Source organism: Streptomyces sp. AK08-02 (assembly GCF_033795085.1).
Lineage (GTDB): Bacteria > Actinomycetota > Actinomycetes > Streptomycetales > Streptomycetaceae > Streptomyces > Streptomyces echiniscabiei.
Genome location: NZ_JARAZV010000003.1, coordinates 358,072 through 374,259 on the forward strand (window position 1 = coordinate 358,072; position 16,188 = coordinate 374,259).

Genomic DNA, 16,188 nt, shown 5'->3' on the forward strand with positions numbered 1-16,188 from the left:
CCGACCGTCGCGGTCGACCAGCGGGCCAGGACGAACGGCGCGGGGCGGCAGCGGCTTGAGGGCCGCGTGATCGCGGGCGGCCCGAGTCCGATGACCTCGTGGTGCGTTGCGTGGGTGCGGGCGCGTCGCTGCGGCACCCAGGCCATGAAGGCGGCGTCCATCTCCTCGGTGGAGGAGAAGGCCCGTCCGGCGAGCACGTGGTCGCGGACGATCAGGACTTGGCGCTCGACCCGGTCCTTGCCGGTGGGCCGGTAGGCGGCCAAGACGTCGATGTCGATGTCGTAGTGGCCGGCGAAGCCAACTGCCTCCGGATGCAGCGGGACCGCTTCACCTGGCGCGGCGTGCCAGCGGACGACGGTTTTGGTCCGGTCGCAGACACGAAGGCCCAGATCCGGTGCCGTGTGCTGGTGTGCCGGTTGATCCACTGCCACAGGAAGCCGTAGTCGATCTGGGCCTCCTCGCCCGGCTCGATGTCCTCGGGCAGGACGGTGACCTGCGACCTCTTCACTTTGTCGGGCAGCGTGGCGTGCGCCCAGCGGCGGAACGCGGAGATCGGCACCTGAAGCTTGTGCTCGTCGCGCAGCCGCTGGTGGATCGTGGTGGCCGTCACCGTTCCCAGCAGGCTCTCGATGTAGTCACGGTGCTGGTCGATGTCCGTCCAAGTGATCTGCCTCAGTCGGAAGTTGGCCAGTTCCAGGAACCAGCTCTTGAACAGTCCGGCCCAGTCGGCCTCGCTCATCGGCGGGCCGCCCGTGACATCGACCACGACGAACGTTCTCCTCGCCATCCGGGCTGCCCATCGGCCTTCCCACCCACAGGCCGAAGACCGCTCACGCGAACTCCGCGATGACCAGGTCCCTCGATCCCGAACTCCGCCGCGCCCATTGCCAATCAGGAGAATTCAGGATGAAGAATAACGAAGTAACTAAAACACCCTAGATGGGGAAAATCGCGATCGCCGACAATCGTCGGACTGTAGGGCGGTGCCGCTCGACGCGTGACCGGTCGGGGCTTGTGACGTCACAGCACTGCGGGCCCGCACCGACCGCCACCCCGGACGCTAACGGCCGCGAACCGTGCGCCCGGGCTCGATTGAGCACGTCAGGCCCGCTGGATGTTTGGTGCGAGCCCGCGCAGGAGTCCGGTGAGGGAGCCGCCCGAGTGACCGCACGCCGCGTCGCCTTGAGCACGCCGATCAGCTTCTCCCACCCCCGGGCGCCAGGGCCCACATCACGCCACGGGCAATCGGATCACCCTATCCAGTTCCGTGGTACCGTGGCGACAACGAACCGGAAAGAGCTATCCGGATCATGAATCGGATAAACCTATCCAGATCTCTGCCTTCCGGTGCCATGTCTTCCTGAAAGGGACTTTGCCGTGACCAGCATCGCCATCATCGGAGCCGGCCCCCAGCTGGGTCTGGCCATTGCCCGCACCTTCGGCTCCCAGGGCTTCAATGTCGCTCTGATCTCGCGCAACCGCGAGAAGCTCGACGGGCTCGTCGCCACCCTGTCCGGCGAGGAGATCACCGCCGCCGCGTTTCCCGCAGACGTGCTCGACCGTGACGCGCTCACCCAGGCACTCAAGGACGCCGCCGCGAAGTTCGGCAGCATCGACGTCCTGGAGTACTCCCCGGTGGGGACCTTCGGCTCCACGGCTATGACCACCCCGGCCGACACCGATCCGTCCCACGTGCAGCACGAGATCGAGTTCCAGCTGTACGGGGCGATCGCCGCCACCAAGGCGGTGCTGCCCGCGATGCGCGAGGCCGGTGCGGGCACCCTGCTCTACACGACCGGCGCCGGCTCCATCGACCCCGTGCCGCAGGTCGGCAACGTCAACGCCGCCGCCGCGGCCCTGCGTAACTGGGCGGTCAACCTGCACAAGGAACTGGACGGCACCGGCATCCAGGCCGCCCACGTCGGCATCGACGTGTCGATCGGCACGCCGGCCGTCCCCGGTTTCCCGACGGCCCAGCCCGAGGAGATCTCCCCCGTCTACTGGGAGCTGCACACCACCAAGCGCGACCAGGCCGAGCTCGTCTTCAGCCTCTGACACCGGACCGGCTTGCGTCATCCGTCCTTCGTCCAACCTTGATCGCGCCGCGGCGTTCCGGGCCGCGGCGCGGTCAAGGAGAAGAGCTCGGCTGCGACGGATACTGCCGACCGCGCCGTTCGCGGCCTCGGGCGTGATGGGGACCACCGAGTCCAGCGAGCAGTTAATCCCTCACACCCGCGGCCTGCTGATGCCTGCCATCAGCCAATCCCCCCACCGCATTTAGAGGAGTAGACCGGCATGACCACGACCACCGATCCGTCCTACGTCGACCCGGCACTGATCAACCCCCGCGCAGTCCGTCTCGTCAAGGCGTTCAAGGACGCTCTGGCCCGCATGCGGGACGAGGAGGGACTGACCTTCGACGACCTCAATGCGGTCACCGGCCTGCTGCAGAAGGCCCAGGCGGCCACGGGCGCCCCGCTGGCACTGGTCGCCATGCCGCTGTTCAGCGAAGTCTTCCAGGGCGGCCGGGACGGCTACACCCCCTCCGAAGAGGTCAACAGCCCCACGTACATCGCAGGCTCCCCACGCATCGACAATCCCGGCGTCCTGCCGATGCGACCGGACGAACCCGGCACTCCCCTGGTCGTGTCCGGCCGCGTTCTGGACGGCAACCGTCGGCCGGTCGAGGGCGCCAAAGTGGACATCTACCATGCGGCCAACAACGGCGACTACTCCGGGCTGTACGACGACGGAGTGCCCACGTACAACCTGCGCGGCCACCTGTTCACGGACGCCGACGGCCGCTACACCTTCACCACCGTCACCCCGGTCGCCTACGCCGACTCCCACATCAGGAAGGTCGACGGGGTCGTCCAAGCCGTCGCAGCCCTCGGGCGCAGCCTCTACCGTCCGGCCCACATCCACTACGAGGTCCACCACTCCGACCTGATCACTCCCTGGCGGGGTGAGGTCTATTTCAAGGGAGACCCGGTCATCCCCGTCGACTTCGTCGGCGGAACCCTGGCCCCTCCCGCGCTGCAGGCCGACACCGTCCTGCACGAGGACCCCAAGGACACAGCAGCCGCAGGCTTCCAGGGCCCCTACCGTTCGATGGAGTTCGACTTCGTCCTCAAGACCCGCACCAGCCCGGACAGCATCACCCCAAACGGAACGACGGCATGACCGACGAGGACGCGACCGCCTGGGCGCTGGCCCGGCTCAGCACTGCTTTTTACCACCACTACGACCGCCGCGAGTACGACGCGGTGCTTGAATTCTTCGCCCCCGACGCCCTCTACGAGCGGCTCGGACAGAAGATACGTGGCCATGGCGAGATCCTGGACCTGCTCAACGCCCGTCCAGGGCCCGAGGAGCTGACCGCCCGCCACATAATGGGGGCCACGCACTTCCACACCATCGGCGACACCACCGCTCAGGGAACCGTCACCCTGCTCGGGTACGGCGGCCGCCCACCCACCGAATCCGGACCCGCCCCCTACACTGTGGCCACCGGCGGACACATCTTCGAACAGGCCGACCACTACCGCCTCGACGACGGGCGCTGGAAGATCACCCACCGCACACTCCACCAGATCCTCACCCCGATCCCCGACTGACGATCCCCACAGGGGAGCGCCGGGGTTCGGGTGTGATCCGCCGGTTCACCGACCGGAGCAGTCTTCTCCTGGCTCTCTTCGCCGAGGCCGAGTTTCAGGACGCGTGCAGGTCGGGTCCGCCTCCCCTCGGCATAGGGGCACCGGCGAGAGAACGACTCACGGCGTTCGCATGTGCATTCATCGAGTGCGTCGCGACCGTCACCGACCTGGGTGTCGCGTCGCTACGCCAACTGCCTCGCGAGCGCGGGTACATCTCCACAACTGCGAGTGCCCGCCACCGCCATGTGCCAGCGCTCTTGCCCGACATGCCGCACCCGTGCCGCGCCCCGGCACGGGTGCTCCGGTCCTGAAGTCAGCCGCCCTTGCCCGGCACCGGTCTGGTGGTGCCCTGGCCGACGCGGAGCATGGCCCTGTAGAGCGCGTCGTGCCCGGGCGAGCCGGGCAGCGGGCCGCGGGCCGGGGCCTCAAGAGACTGGATGAACAGGGCGACGACGCGCCGCCAGGCGTCCGGGGCGGCGTCGCCGGTGGCGTTGACGACGCCGGCGTTGGCCATGTGGATCAGTACCAGGTCCGAGGGGTCGAAGTCCTCGCGCAGGCGGCCGGTGGCCTTGGCGCGGTCGATGAGCCGCAGCATGGCTTCGTACGCCCCGTTACGGCGTTCCTCCAACACCTTGGCGGTAGGGAAGGTCATGGTCAGGACATCGGCGAAGCCGTTGTCGGCGGCCTGCATCGCGCAGGCGGATTCGATGTAGCCGACGAAACCGTTCCACGGGTCGGGGTCCTCCAGGGCACCGGTGACCACGTCGGCGTAGGCACCCATGCGGTCGGAGAAGACGGCGTCGACCAGTTCCTCCTTCGTGGGGAAGCGGCGGAACATGGTGGCGATCCCCACGCCCGCCTCGCGGGCCACGGAAGCCATGGAGGCGCTCAGGCCGTCCCGCGCGAACACCGTGCGCGCTGCGGCGATGATCCGCTCCCGGTTTCGCTCGGCGTCACTGCGCAGAGGCTGAACGGCGGGACCGTCGGGGTGCTGAGCGCCAGGGGTCATACCAGCCAGTCTAGCAATCGGATTGACCTATCCATTTTTCGTGCTGCGCTTGCCACAGCGAACCGGAGGGCGCTATCCCAATTCAGGAACATACAGGTGACTCCGTGACCAGTATTTCCATCGTCGGTGTCGGCCCCTGGTGGGCCTGGTCATCGCCCGCACCTTCGGCTCGAACGACTTCGGTGTCGCCCTGATACTCGCGAAAGCGCCAGAAGCTCGAAGGTCCTGCCGTCCTCTCGTTGCGCCACGGCGCGACGAGAGGACGGAATCGGTGTTCACGCGAGTGGACCACCGGTGACCGATCGGCGTGATCGACGCCGCCGAGGACCGGCCCACGGCCCGCGCTTCGGCCGGGAGGCGGCGTGAGCTGGTGTGTCAGAGGGTGAGCAGGACCTTGGTGGCGCGCCGCTCGTCCATGGCCTTGTAGCCCTCCGGGGCCTGGTCGAGGGGCAGGGTGAGGTCGAAGACCTTGCCGGGGTCGATCTTGCGGTCCCAGATGAGCTGGATCAGGTCGGGCAGGAACCGGCGCACCGGGGCCGGGCCGCCGAGGGTGTGGATCCCGGCGAAGAACAGCTCGATCCCGGGGATGGACACGTCGTAGTTCACGCCCACGTACCCCAGGTGTCCGCCGCCGCGGGTGGCGCCGACGGCCTGCATGAACGACTCCTGGGTTCCGACGGCCTCGATGACCGAGTGCGCGCCGAGCCCGCCGGTGAGTTCCTTGATCTTCGCTATGCCCTCGTCGCCGCGTTCTTCGACGATGTCGGTGGCCCCGTAGTAGCGGGCCAGCTTCTGCCGCTCGGGGTGCCGGGACATGGCGATGATGCGTTCCGCGCCCAGTTGTTTGGCGGCGAGGACAGCCATGAGGCCGACCGCGCCGTCGCCGACGACCGCGACGGTCTTGCCGGGTCCGGCCTCGGCGGCGACGGCGGCGTACCAGCCGGTGCCGAGCACGTCGGAGGCGGCCAGCAGTGCGGGGATCAACTCGGGATCGGGCTGTCCCGGGGTGGCGACCAGCGTGCCGTCGGCGTGCGGGATGCGCGCCTTCTCGGCCTGGGTGCCGATCCCCCCGTGGACGAACTCGGCGTGCACACACTTGGACTGGAACCCGGCCCGGCAGATCTCGCAGGTGTTGTCCGAGATGACGAACGATCCGACCACGAAGTCCCCGGGGTGGACGGTCGTCACATCCGAGCCGACTTCCTCCACCACTCCCACGTACTCATGGCCCATGAGCGTGTGGTCGGCGGGCTCGATGCCGCGATACGGCCACAGGTCGGAGCCGCAGATACAGGTCGCGGTCAGCTTCACGATCGCGTCAGTGGGTTCGACGATCTTCGGATCCTCGCGCTCCTCGACCCGGACGTCACCGGCTGTGTGCATGACTACTCCACGCATGGGTGAGTCTCCTTTTTCTGTGCGTCGGCGCCTGTGGCGCCGGTGGATTTCAGGGAGGTACGGGATCTCCGCACTCTCTTCGGTATGCGCATTTCGCGCCTGCCCCTGCTGAAAGGGCGTAACCGGCCCCGGGCGGGCGTCACGCCGTAGCGGCCTGGATGCGCGCCATAGGACGGCGACGCTGGATGAGGGCGATGGTGATCGCGGGGATCAGGGTCAGCGCGGCGATGCCGGTGCCGACAGCCGCCGGGCCCGTGGCCCTCAAAGGGGACTCGGTCAGCGCGGACCTCAGAGGGAGCGCCTGACCCGCGAAACTCACCCCCAGGAAGATGAGCACCGGGTTCGCGCCCAGCCCGAACAGCCCCAGCAGGGCGATGAGCGCAACCGTGGGCGCGGCGTGGCCGGACAGCAGGCAGAGCGCCAGCAGCAGGACCGTGGTCACCGCGGGGGCCACGGTCCTCGTCATGTGCGGACGCCTGCCGCCGTCAGCGGCGCGCCGACGATCATCCCGACCGCGAAGACAGTGATCAGCAGCCCGGCCACCACGAACTCGGTCGTGCCCATCAAAAAAGTGCCGAGAGTCAGCACGTAGACGACGAGCGGAAGCCGGGTGGGTGGACGCTCGCCGTCGTCGACGCGTACACCGGCAGGGGCGTGGAGGGTACCTCCTCGCGTGGTCATACATCATCTCCGCAGGGATCGAGAACGTGGTTCGCATCCCACGAAACAGCCTCCACCGCGAGCGCGGGAGGCTGCGTTTGTCGGGGGTACAAGCTCGACCCCCCTCCCCACGGTTGTGGACCGTAGCGTTGAGAGCATGGAACGCCGCCTGGACAACCGCGCCGACATCCGTGACTTTCTCGCCCGCCGCCGCGCCCAGCTCACCCCCGAGCAGGTCGGCCTGCCCACCAGCGGCCGGCGCCGGGTACCCGGGCTGCGCCGCGAGGAGGTCGCCGTCCTCGCCGGGGTGAGCACCGAGTGGTACACGCGGCTGGAGAAAGGCCATATCAGCGGCGTGTCCGACGATGTCCTCGAAGCGGTGGCCCGCACCCTGCAACTCGATGAGGACGAACGCACCTACCTCTTCGACCTGGCCAAAGCCGCCCAGCCCAGCCCCGCCACCCGGCGCCGCCGCAAGCCCGTCGACGTCCCGCCCCGCGTCCAGTGGCTTCTGGACTCAATGACCCTGTCCGCGGCGTTCGTCACCAACGGCCGCCTGGACATCGTGGCCACCAACGCACTCGCCCGCGCCCTGTTCGCGCCGATGTTCGACAGCAGCACCACCGACGAACGCAGTCGCCCCAACTTCGCCCGGTACTACTTCCTCGACGACGCCTCCCACGACTTCGTCCACGACTGGGACGGCGCCGCCAACATCACCGTCGCGCTGCTGCGCGCGGAAGCCGGCCGCTACCCAGGCGACAAGTCCCTGCGCGCGCTCGTCGGTGAACTGTCCACGGTCAGCACCGAATTCCGCGCCCAATGGGCCGCTCACAACGTGCGCATCCACCACGGCGGCGTCAAACGCTTCCACCACCCCGACGCCGGCCTCCTCGAACTCACCTACCAGCCGCTGGACCTGCCCGTGTCCGCCCGCGAAGCGCACTCCCTGACCATCTACACCGCCGAGCCGGGCACCCCCCACGAAGACCGGCTCAAGCTCCTCGCCAGCTGGGCGGCCACCCCTGCTCTGCACCAGGGTGCACCCGCCACCCACGCCGGCCGCCAGGAGAAGGGCGCCGACACCCACGGCCGAGCTGACTGATGAGCAGGCCGAGGCATACGGGACGTTCACCGAGGTGCCCGCGCGCCCTGAGCCGGAGCGAGCGTGCGCCCGAGGCGAGGCGGTCGGTGAGGGTTCGAGGGTCTGGAGACCGTGCGGGTTGCTGAGCGGTACGTCGATCCCCGCCTTGACGGCCATGCGTGCACCGCGACGCCGACGATGCCGAACCTGCCGTTCGTTGCTTTACCGCGTGGTGCTGGGTCTGCGTCTTCGGGTGTACCCGCGCCCGAAGACCGTGGGGAGTTGCGGTCTTCGGGCGCGGACGTCTCCGGTGTGGGTTGCGCGGGTGGTCAGTGTCCGGAAAGGAGTCGTTCTTTCAGGGCCCTGCCGTACCTCGCGTAGCTCTCTTCCATCTGGGACCGGGCGGGCTCCACGGTTTCCACGGCGGCCGTGCCCGTGAACTCCTCGGATTCCGTGAAGCGTGTTCCGCCGTCACGGGGCTTGAGATCGAAGGAGTGCCGCCCCATGAGGACGTCGGGTATGCCGCCCTCCCAGACGAGCCGCCGAGGTGCCTCGTAGTGGGCGACCGTGAATCTGTACTCCCCGTCGCTCTCGGTCCCCAGCGTCACCTGGGCCCGTAGCTGGGTTCCGGGGAGTATTTCGGTGGGAGCATCGATGAAACGCAGCGCGGGGTGCCACTTGGCGTATCCGGCGAAGTCGGTCAGCACCTTCCACACCTCCGCCGGGGGAGAGGCGATGTCGGTGACCGCGGTGATGACGGGACTGTCCTGCATGGTCCTCATGCCTCCCTGCGGTTTTCCAGGACGATCTTGCCTCGGACGTGGCCGCCGGCCAGCAACTGCTGGGCCTGCGCCGCTTCTTCGAGCGGGAATGCCCGCTCGACGTGCACCGTGAGCTTGCCCTCCTCGGCGAGCTCCACCAGCCGGGTCAGGTCGTCGCCGTCGAGGTGGAGGTAGACGTCGATGGCCCCCGCGTACTCGGCGGCGGACCGCGTGATGGAGGCGACCCGCGCACCGAGGGCGGCGATCTCCTGGGTCGTGGACAGGGAGCCACGCCCGGCGGTGTCGAGGATGGCGTCGATCCCGTCCGGGGCGATCTTGCGTACCTGCTCGACGAGTTCGTCGCCGTAGCGCACGGGCGTCGCTCCCAGTGACTCGATGAACGCCTGGCTGGCCTCGGAGCCGGTCCCGAGCACCCGTGCGCCCCGTGCCACGGCGATCTGGACGGCGAGGTGTCCGACGCCTCCCGCCGCCCCGTGGACCAGGACGGCGTCTCCGGCGGTCACCTCAAGGCTGTGCACGATCGCCTGGTAGGCGGTCAGCCCGGCGACCGGCAGTCCGGCGGCCTGGGCCCAGCTCAGGTTCCTCGGCTTGCGCACCAGTTGGCGCGGTTCGGCCGAGATCTTCTCCGCGTAGGTGCCGTAGTGCATGGCCTTGTCACGGACGAAGCCGATCACCTCGTCGCCCGGCCTGAATCCCGTCGTCGCGGGTCCGGCCTGCTCGATGACCCCGGCCAGGTCCCATCCGGGTGTCACCGGGAAGAGGGAGTCCACGAGAGGATCCGCGTATCCGGCCTGGAAGGCCAGGTCCGCCGGATTGAGCGCGGCTGCCTCGATTCTCACCACCACGAGATCGGCGAACATCTTCGGATCCGGAACGTCGACGACTTCAAGGACCTCGGGACCGCCGAAGCTCTGGTACTGAACGGATTTCACAGCTCTGCCTCTCGTGATGTGTGATGCGTGCGGGGTCGGCACGGCACGAGCACCTCGACCGGCCGGGGGCCTGGGAGGCGCACGACCAAGCTGACCAGGGCGTCAGCGGCGGAGCAATGACTGTCTGGGCAACAGGTAATACCTTGGAAGCATGAATCAGTTGGAGACCCGGGAACTCGCCTACTTCGTGACCGTGGCCGAGACCCTGCACTTCGGCCAGGCCGCGGAACGCCTCGGCATCACCCAGCCGCCCCTGTCCCGCGCCATCGCCCAACTGGAGCGCCGCGTGGGAGTCCCCCTGCTGAAACGCACCACACGGCAGGTGACGCTGACAGCCGCGGGCGAGGTCTTCCTGGCCGAGTGCCGCACGATCCTCGCGGCGCTGGACACCGCCGTACGCAAGGCGCGCAAGGCCGCCGTACCGCAACGGGTCACCGTCGCGGTACGCCCCGCCGCGGGCCCGGGTATTCTGCCCGATCTCCTCGCCGTCGGCGCACGGGGCCCGGACGGCGTGCTCACCGAGGTGGTTTTCACCTACGACGAGATCGGCGCTCTTCGGGACGGCACCGCGGACGTCGCCCTGATGTGCCAGTCGGTCGCCACCCCCGGCTCTGGTCTCGAGGTGATGGAGCTCGGCCTTGAGGAGCCGGTCGTCCTGCTCCCGGCGGGCCACCCTCTGGCCGACCGCCCGTTTTTGACCCTCGCAGAGGTGGAAGCACTGCCGGGCTACGAAGCGGAACTGCCCCACGAGGCGCTGGACACCATGGTCGACCGCGTCGCACTCGGCCGGCTCGTGGTCGTCGTCGGCGACAGCGTCCGGGACCGCCTCGGCGGATCCGTACGAGCAGTGCCCGTCTACGGATACCCGCCCACCCAGCTGGTGCTGGCCTGGCTCCCCGACGCGCGCCCGGCCGCGTCCCGTCTCACCGCGACCGCCCACGCCGTGCTGGACCGGCGCACGCGGCTACCGCAGGTCCTGGAAGGCACCGATCTCAGCGGAACCGGAACCCGGCCGTTCGCGGACGGCAGTCAGCAGGATGCACAGCGGGCGGCAGCTGCCCGAGCTCTGGGGGCCCAGGTCATGGCGGCAGAGCGGAGCACCGAGATTCAGCGCGTCGATCCGGCGGCACTCGTCGACTCCGACCGAACCGCCACCTGATCCCCTCGTACATGGTCTGTGCCATGACCCATGAGTCGCCGCCAGCAGCTCGCCGGCGAGCCACGACGCCTCCTCGCGGAGCTCCCACCCTGAAAGGACTTGCACCTGACGTTAGCGAGAGGTTTTAGCGTAGCTGGTGTCGACCCCGCCCACGGTGCGTCCGACGCCGCACTCCTACGTGAAGGACCTCTCCCATGGACATCGCCAACTCTGTCGCCCTCGTCACCGGTGCGGGCCGCGGCCTCGGCCGACACTTCGCCACCCAACTGCTGGAGCGGGGAGCGTCCAAGGTGTACGCCACCGCGCGCAACCCCGAGAGCGTCGATCTGCCCGGAGCGGAGGTGCTCCGGCTCGACATCACCGACCCGGCCTCCGTCGCCGCCGTGGCGGAAGTCGCCTCGGACGTGACGCTGCTGGTCAACAACGCCGGCATCAACACCGTCAACGGCCTGGTCAACGGCGACCTGGAGCAGATCGAACTGGAGATGGACACCGCCTACTACGGCCCGTTGCGCATGATCCGGGCTTTCGCCCCGATCCTGAAGGCGGGTGGCGGCGGGGCCATCGTCAACGTCCTGTCGGTCGCCTCCTGGGTCCCGTCAGAGCACTGGGGCGCCTACCACGCGGCCAAGGCCGCCGCGTGGAGCCTGACCAACAGCGTCCGCCTCGAACTCTCCGCACAGAACACCCTGGTCACCGGCCTGTATCTGGGACCCACCGACACCGACCTGGCCAAGGGACTGCCGTTCGAGAAGAACGATCCGGCCGACGTCGTCAGGGCCGCGCTCGACGGGGTCGAGGCGAAGCAGGCCGAGGTCATCGCCGACCCGATGTCCGCGCAGGCCAAGGCGAACCTGGCCCTCGACCCAGCCACGGTCTACGCACCGGCCGCAGCCACCGCCTGACCACCACCATCACGCGCCACGGGGCGCGACACGTCGTAACCGGGAAGCGCCCCGTCCGTTTCTTCCTTGCTCGTACACCGAAAGAAGGCATGCCATGGACACCCCCGCCCCCACCCACTCGTCCAAGCCCAAGGCGCTGATCGTCGTCCCGTCGGCCGCTGTCCTGCCGCTCACCGAACCGGCGGACCACCCCGGTGTCTCGACCGGGTTCTACCTGGTCGAGCTGGCGCAGATCCTCAAGGAGTTCGGCAACGAGTACGAGTTCACCTTCGCCACCCCCGGCGGGCTCGTCCCGCAGCTGGAGATCAACGGCCTGGCCCTGTCGATGCACGCCGCGGACAAGTTCAGCTCCGCAACGGTCTCGGCCACCGCGGCGCAGGCGTTCCGCTTCGATGTCGACACCTTCCGTGCCAAACGGCCAGGACTCGTCGCCCGCCGGGACAGCGAACTCGCCCTCGCCCGCCGCTACCTGGGCCGCCTGCCGGTCTCCGAGTCGCTGCCGGGCAGTGACAAGGAGGTCGTGGTGCTGCGTGACGACCTGGTCAAGTCGATGCAGGACCTTCCGGAGCACACCTACCAGTCCATCGAGCAGCTCGTGCTCAGACACCGCGACCCCGAGGACGCCTTCGACCTGGGCGCGTTCGACTTCGTGCACATGCCCGGCGGCCACGCCCCCATGGTCGACTTCGTCGACAACCCCTGGCTCGGCGAACTCCTGCACACCGCGCGGGAGAACCAGGTGCTGATCTCGCTGATCTGCCACGCCCCCGTCGCCATGGCCTCGGCCAAGTACCGGGTGAGCCCCGACGGCACCGTCGTCACCGACACCCAGCACGCCTTCAACGGCGTCAGCGTGACCACGGTCGCCAAATCCGCCGAACTCTTCGTCCTCAGCAACGGCTACCTCAAGATCCCCGGCAAGAAGGTACGCATGGGCTACTTCATCGACGAAGCCCTCAGGAACGCCGGCTACGAGGTACGGACGACCACCAACCCGACCGCCATCAAGGTCATCTGGGAGGAAGGCGTCCGCCTGCTCACCAGCAACGGCCCCCAGGCCATCGACGAGCACACCGCCCGCCTGCGCACCCTCCTGCCCCGCCACTGACCCCTCGCCTCCCGGCACCGCCAGGTCGCCATGTGTGCACCTGGTTCACCGTGATCCGGCACGTTGTGGCCGGCCGGGGCCAGACGAAAGGCCCGTGATGACGACATCGGCTACGCTGAAACCTCCCACTGACGTCAGAGGCACCTCTGACATGACATTGGACCGGCAAGGAGGAGCGATGCGGATCGGAGAGGTCGCCGAACAGGCGGGGGTCAGCGTCCGGGCACTGCGGTACTACGAGGAGCAGGGGCTGCTCGGCGCCACCCGTACCGGCGGCGGGCAGCGGCAGTACCCGGAGGGCGCGGTCGCCCGGGTCAGGATGATCCAGCAGCTGTACGCCGCCGGCCTGGCGAGCAGGCTCGTCCGCGAGGTCCTGCCGCGGTGCATGAACGAGGGCCCCTCGCCCATCGGTTTCACCGACAGCCTCATCACCGAACGGGCCCGCATCGACCGCCAGATCGGCGACCTGACGGCAGTGCGCGCCCGCCTCGACGAGATCATCGCGGTGGCGACGGACCCGAGCCACCCGCACCACAGCCACCCCGTACGCGGCGCCGCCGCCAGTACCGCCTGAACCGGCCTGCCCACCCACAAGGTGGTGTGCGGCAGGCCGGTTCAGCGACGGACCTCACCGTGACCTCAGGCCGCTCTGGGCATCATCGAGCGGCGGCTCGGCGTTCGCATGGACAAGAACGAGGCACTGCCCCTTGCTCTGCACTTCGTCAATGCCCAGATCGGATCCGGTTCCGCGGCACCGGTGACATCGCGGCGACCATGCAGATGACACAGTCACCGCAGGTCGCACAGGGTCAGCGCATCGCCGCTACCGCCACCGAGACGACCGGGTGGCCGCTGGTTTCCCGCTTTCAGCGCACCGCGGTGATCGTGATCCCGGCCACCACGCCGTCGCCCCGTAGCGTCAGCGCCGCCGGGCCTTCGTGGCGCACGCAGTCGAGACGGCCGAGCGTGATCTCTTGGCCGTCAGGTCCGTCGATGGTGATCCCCTCGGTGACGGCCATGACGAGCAGGGTCTCGCCCGCGGCGCAGGCCAACTCCGTCACCCGTGCGGCGGCGACGGTGATGATCCGCACCTGTGCCGTCGCACGGCTCCTGCGGGTCATCACATTCAGGTTGCGGACCGCGCCCGCCTCCAGCCGACAGTCCGTCGCCGCGTCGCCGGAGAAGGCGAAGGGGCTCAGCGGCCAGACCGGATGCGCTGTCCCGTCCACCGTCAGCACCATGCCCTCGCCCTCGACGGGGGTGATCACACGGTCGATCCCGGGAAAGGCGGAGAAGGAGCCTCCCGCGTCCACGTCCGCGACACTCACCCGCCAGTCGAAGCCGTCCGTGCTCTCCACCGAGGCCAGGGGCGCCTGCACGGCGCCCGACGCGACCTCCCGGGTCACACCGCCGCCGTTCTTCCACGGCATGCCGCGGTACCGGCTCCAGCGCAGAGCATCTTCGCCCATCCGACACCGCTTCCTTCCCCTGCCATCCGGTCGGCTGCCCACACCGGTGAACCCGGGCCACCGGCCACTCGGTTGTCGGACGGCGGGAGCGCCCAGGCCATGATCATCGACCGAGCGGCCAGCGTACGCGCCGACCACGCGCGCACGGTGGGGCGCTTGACCGGGCAGGCCGAGCCCCGAGACTCGTGAGCCGGAGGATCACCTCATGTTCTGGCGTGCTGTGTGTCGGCGGGGTAGTGGGCGACAAGAAGTGGCCAGGTCAGTTCGGCCATCTCGGTCGGTGTGCGGGGGCTGTCGCGTTGGAGCCAGTCGGTGGCCACGCCGAGGAGTGCGCCGGCGATGAACGCGGCGGGTACGTCGTGAGGGATGTCGGCCGACGAGGCACTGTCCGGCGCGGCGCCGGCGTTCAGGCGCACGGTGACATGGACGCTGGCGGTCATGCGGCTGCGGATGTGGTCGATGACGCGGGCGCTGCCCTGCGGCCCCAGGAGGCTGCGGTAGAGGCCGGCGTGCTCGGCGAGGTTCTCGAAGAACGCGACGAGTGACCGGGCGGGTTCCGCGTCCGGGTCCGCCGGTGAGGGGTCGAGGACGGGGAGTGACTCGATCAGGGTGTCGATCGTCGAGGTACAGGCGGCCTCGGCCAGTTCGTGCACGTCCCGGTAGTGGTCGTAAAAGGTCGTGCGGTTCACACCGGCCTGTTCGGCCACGTCCGCGACGCTGATCTGCCCCAGCTCCTGCTCCTCGACGAGCTTGATCAGCGCGCCCTGCAGGGCCGCGTGAGTGCGACGTACGCGCCGGTCGGCTACCGGCGGGTTCTGTCGGGTCGTGGTCATGGCTGACACGATACCTAACCGACGTCTGTTGGTTTTCCTACGACTGTCGGTTAACGTGCTTCATGGAGGTGGTGGCGCTGTCCGGCCGACGTGAACCGTGCAAGGAGCCGCCGGTCGTGCGTGCCAGCACGCCACCCCACCCAAGAACCCGGTCACTCCGCATCAGTCAGGAACAGGAGCCATGCCATGAGGGGACTCACCGGACAGCGCATCGTCATCGCCGGAGGCGGTAACGGGATAGGCGCGGGCACCGCCGAGCGCCTCGCCGCCGAGGGCGCCACGGTCGTGATCGGCGACATCGACGTGGACGCGGCGCAGGCCACCGCCAAGCGCATCAGCGACGTCGGCGGAGCCGCCCTCGCCGTCGAGTCCGACCTCGCCGACGAGCGGTCGGTACGCGCCCTGTTCGACACCACCGTCGACCAGCTCGGCGGAGTCGACGGGCTCTACAACGTCGCCGCCGACGCCTCGGCGGACGTGCTGGGCCGGGACGGCGACCTGCTGGACATGGACCCGGCCGTATGGCGGCGCACCCTCGAGGTGAACCTGATCGGCTTCGCGCTCACCTGCCGCGCGGCCCTTCCCCTGCTGCTGGCAAAGGGCGGTGGAGCGATCGTCAACACCTCCTCGGCGTCCGCGCACGTGGGCGACCACCAACGCGCGGCGTACCAGACCAGCAAGGCCGGGATCAACGCGCTCACCCGCCATGTCGCCTCCCGCTGGGGCAAGGAGGGCATCCGCTGCAACTGCGTGTCGCCCGGGGTGGTGATGACCGAGTCCGCGGAGAAGATGGCCCTGACCCCTCAGGCGCTGGAATTCGCGCGAATGACCATCCCCAGCCCCCGGTTCGGCCGGCCCGGCGACCTGGCCGGAGTGGTGGCGTTCCTGCTCTCCGACGACGCGGAGTGGATCAACGGCCAGGTCTGGTCGATCAACGGCGGCGCACTTCTGCGCGAATGACGATCGTCCCCGACCTGCTGCCCGAGCGCATGGCACGACCAGCTGTCGGCGCGGGGCACGACGCGGACCGGACGCTGGTGGTGGCGGACGGCCTCGCCGCTGCTGCCGAAGCAGCTGCGGCAGGGGGCGTCGATGTGCCGCGGTTACTGCAAGGTGCCTGCCGGGCTGCCGGGCTGCCGCAGCCCGTGGCCACCGGCCGGCTCCTGGTCCTGCCGACAGCGGGCGTCCTCCTC

The 16,188-nt window shown here is 69.0% G+C and carries 17 protein-coding genes and 1 pseudogene; 9 read left to right on the plus strand and 9 right to left on the minus strand.

Annotated elements, in window-relative coordinates; genetic code table 11:
• Positions 1–45: 45 nt before the first annotated feature.
• Positions 46–377: pseudogene (locus tag PV734_RS08030) on the minus strand (IS21 family transposase); the annotation flags it as partial.
• Between the two features lie 1,000 nt (positions 378–1,377).
• On the opposite strand from PV734_RS08030, the gene PV734_RS08035 reads away from it, so the two are divergent.
• The 3 genes from PV734_RS08035 (at position 1,378) to PV734_RS08045 (ending at position 3,617) form a co-directional block, all read left to right on the plus strand.
• Entirely contained in the window at positions 1,378–2,055 is a 678-nt protein-coding gene (locus tag PV734_RS08035) for an SDR family NAD(P)-dependent oxidoreductase (protein ID WP_319289091.1), read from the plus strand.
• A 240-nt stretch (positions 2,056–2,295) separates the two neighbouring features.
• Complete coding sequence (locus PV734_RS08040; protein WP_319097254.1) at positions 2,296–3,183, plus strand: hypothetical protein; 888 nt, start codon at positions 2,296–2,298, stop codon at positions 3,181–3,183.
• The gene (locus PV734_RS08045) at positions 3,180–3,617 is read left to right on the plus strand and encodes a nuclear transport factor 2 family protein (protein WP_319097255.1); all 438 of its coding nucleotides are present in this window, start codon (positions 3,180–3,182) and stop codon (positions 3,615–3,617) included. The genes PV734_RS08040 and PV734_RS08045 overlap by 4 nt, the downstream gene beginning before the upstream one ends.
• A gap of 352 nt (positions 3,618–3,969) precedes the next feature.
• Here PV734_RS08045 and PV734_RS08050 read toward each other — a convergent pair whose 3' ends face one another.
• The 4 genes from PV734_RS08050 to PV734_RS08065 all read right to left on the minus strand — a co-directional run bounded on the left by PV734_RS08050 (position 3,970) and on the right by PV734_RS08065 (position 6,744).
• Complete coding sequence (locus PV734_RS08050; RefSeq protein WP_319097256.1) at positions 3,970–4,665, minus strand: TetR/AcrR family transcriptional regulator; 696 nt, start codon at positions 4,663–4,665, stop codon at positions 3,970–3,972.
• Between the two features lie 375 nt (positions 4,666–5,040).
• Complete coding sequence (locus tag PV734_RS08055) at positions 5,041–6,063, minus strand: zinc-dependent alcohol dehydrogenase family protein (protein WP_319097257.1); 1,023 nt, start codon at positions 6,061–6,063, stop codon at positions 5,041–5,043.
• 139 nt (positions 6,064–6,202) lie between these two features.
• The gene (locus PV734_RS08060; protein ID WP_319097258.1) at positions 6,203–6,529 is read right to left on the minus strand and encodes a hypothetical protein; all 327 of its coding nucleotides are present in this window, start codon (positions 6,527–6,529) and stop codon (positions 6,203–6,205) included.
• Positions 6,526–6,744, minus strand: a complete 219-nt coding sequence (locus PV734_RS08065) for a hypothetical protein (RefSeq protein WP_086746780.1) — start codon at positions 6,742–6,744, stop codon at positions 6,526–6,528. The genes PV734_RS08060 and PV734_RS08065 overlap by 4 nt, the downstream gene beginning before the upstream one ends.
• A 136-nt stretch (positions 6,745–6,880) precedes the next feature.
• Between PV734_RS08065 and PV734_RS08070 the strand changes: the two genes are divergently transcribed.
• The gene (locus PV734_RS08070; RefSeq protein ID WP_319097260.1) at positions 6,881–7,828 is read left to right on the plus strand and encodes a helix-turn-helix transcriptional regulator; all 948 of its coding nucleotides are present in this window, start codon (positions 6,881–6,883) and stop codon (positions 7,826–7,828) included.
• Positions 7,829–8,136: 308 nt separating this feature from the next.
• Here the strand turns inward: PV734_RS08070 and PV734_RS08075 are convergent, their stop codons facing one another.
• Both PV734_RS08075 and PV734_RS08080 read right to left on the minus strand, forming a co-directional pair.
• The gene (locus tag PV734_RS08075; protein ID WP_319097261.1) at positions 8,137–8,580 is read right to left on the minus strand and encodes an SRPBCC domain-containing protein; all 444 of its coding nucleotides are present in this window, start codon (positions 8,578–8,580) and stop codon (positions 8,137–8,139) included.
• Positions 8,581–8,585: 5 nt separating this feature from the next.
• A complete protein-coding gene (locus PV734_RS08080; RefSeq protein ID WP_319097262.1) occupies positions 8,586–9,521 on the minus strand; it encodes an NADP-dependent oxidoreductase in 936 nt (311 codons plus the stop codon).
• Between the two features lie 151 nt (positions 9,522–9,672).
• Here PV734_RS08080 and PV734_RS08085 point away from each other — a divergent pair, with 151 nt between their 5' ends.
• From PV734_RS08085 to PV734_RS08100, 4 genes are all read left to right on the plus strand, one after another.
• Positions 9,673–10,680, plus strand: coding sequence for a LysR family transcriptional regulator (locus tag PV734_RS08085; protein ID WP_319097263.1), 1,008 nt, complete (start codon positions 9,673–9,675; stop codon positions 10,678–10,680).
• A gap of 194 nt (positions 10,681–10,874) precedes the next feature.
• On the plus strand, positions 10,875–11,585 hold the full coding sequence (locus PV734_RS08090; protein ID WP_086746775.1) for an SDR family oxidoreductase: 711 nt from the start codon (positions 10,875–10,877) through the stop codon (positions 11,583–11,585).
• 94 nt (positions 11,586–11,679) lie between these two features.
• Positions 11,680–12,693 (plus strand): DJ-1/PfpI family protein, encoded by a 1,014-nt coding sequence (locus tag PV734_RS08095; protein WP_319097264.1) that lies wholly within the window; start codon positions 11,680–11,682, stop codon positions 12,691–12,693.
• A 178-nt stretch (positions 12,694–12,871) separates the two neighbouring features.
• Positions 12,872–13,267, plus strand: coding sequence for a MerR family transcriptional regulator (locus PV734_RS08100; RefSeq protein WP_086746773.1), 396 nt, complete (start codon positions 12,872–12,874; stop codon positions 13,265–13,267).
• A 292-nt stretch (positions 13,268–13,559) separates the two neighbouring features.
• Here PV734_RS08100 and PV734_RS08105 read toward each other — a convergent pair whose 3' ends face one another.
• Together PV734_RS08105 and PV734_RS08110 are read right to left on the minus strand one after the other, a co-directional pair.
• Positions 13,560–14,162: a HutD family protein gene (locus PV734_RS08105; protein WP_319097265.1), complete on the minus strand. Its 603-nt coding sequence runs from the start codon at positions 14,160–14,162 to the stop codon at positions 13,560–13,562.
• Positions 14,163–14,365: 203 nt separating this feature from the next.
• Positions 14,366–14,995, minus strand: coding sequence for a TetR/AcrR family transcriptional regulator (locus PV734_RS08110; RefSeq protein WP_086746771.1), 630 nt, complete (start codon positions 14,993–14,995; stop codon positions 14,366–14,368).
• Positions 14,996–15,181: 186 nt separating this feature from the next.
• Here PV734_RS08110 and PV734_RS08115 point away from each other — a divergent pair, with 186 nt between their 5' ends.
• Positions 15,182–15,955: an SDR family NAD(P)-dependent oxidoreductase gene (locus PV734_RS08115; protein ID WP_319289092.1), complete on the plus strand. Its 774-nt coding sequence runs from the start codon at positions 15,182–15,184 to the stop codon at positions 15,953–15,955.
• Positions 15,956–16,188 lie beyond the last annotated feature (233 nt).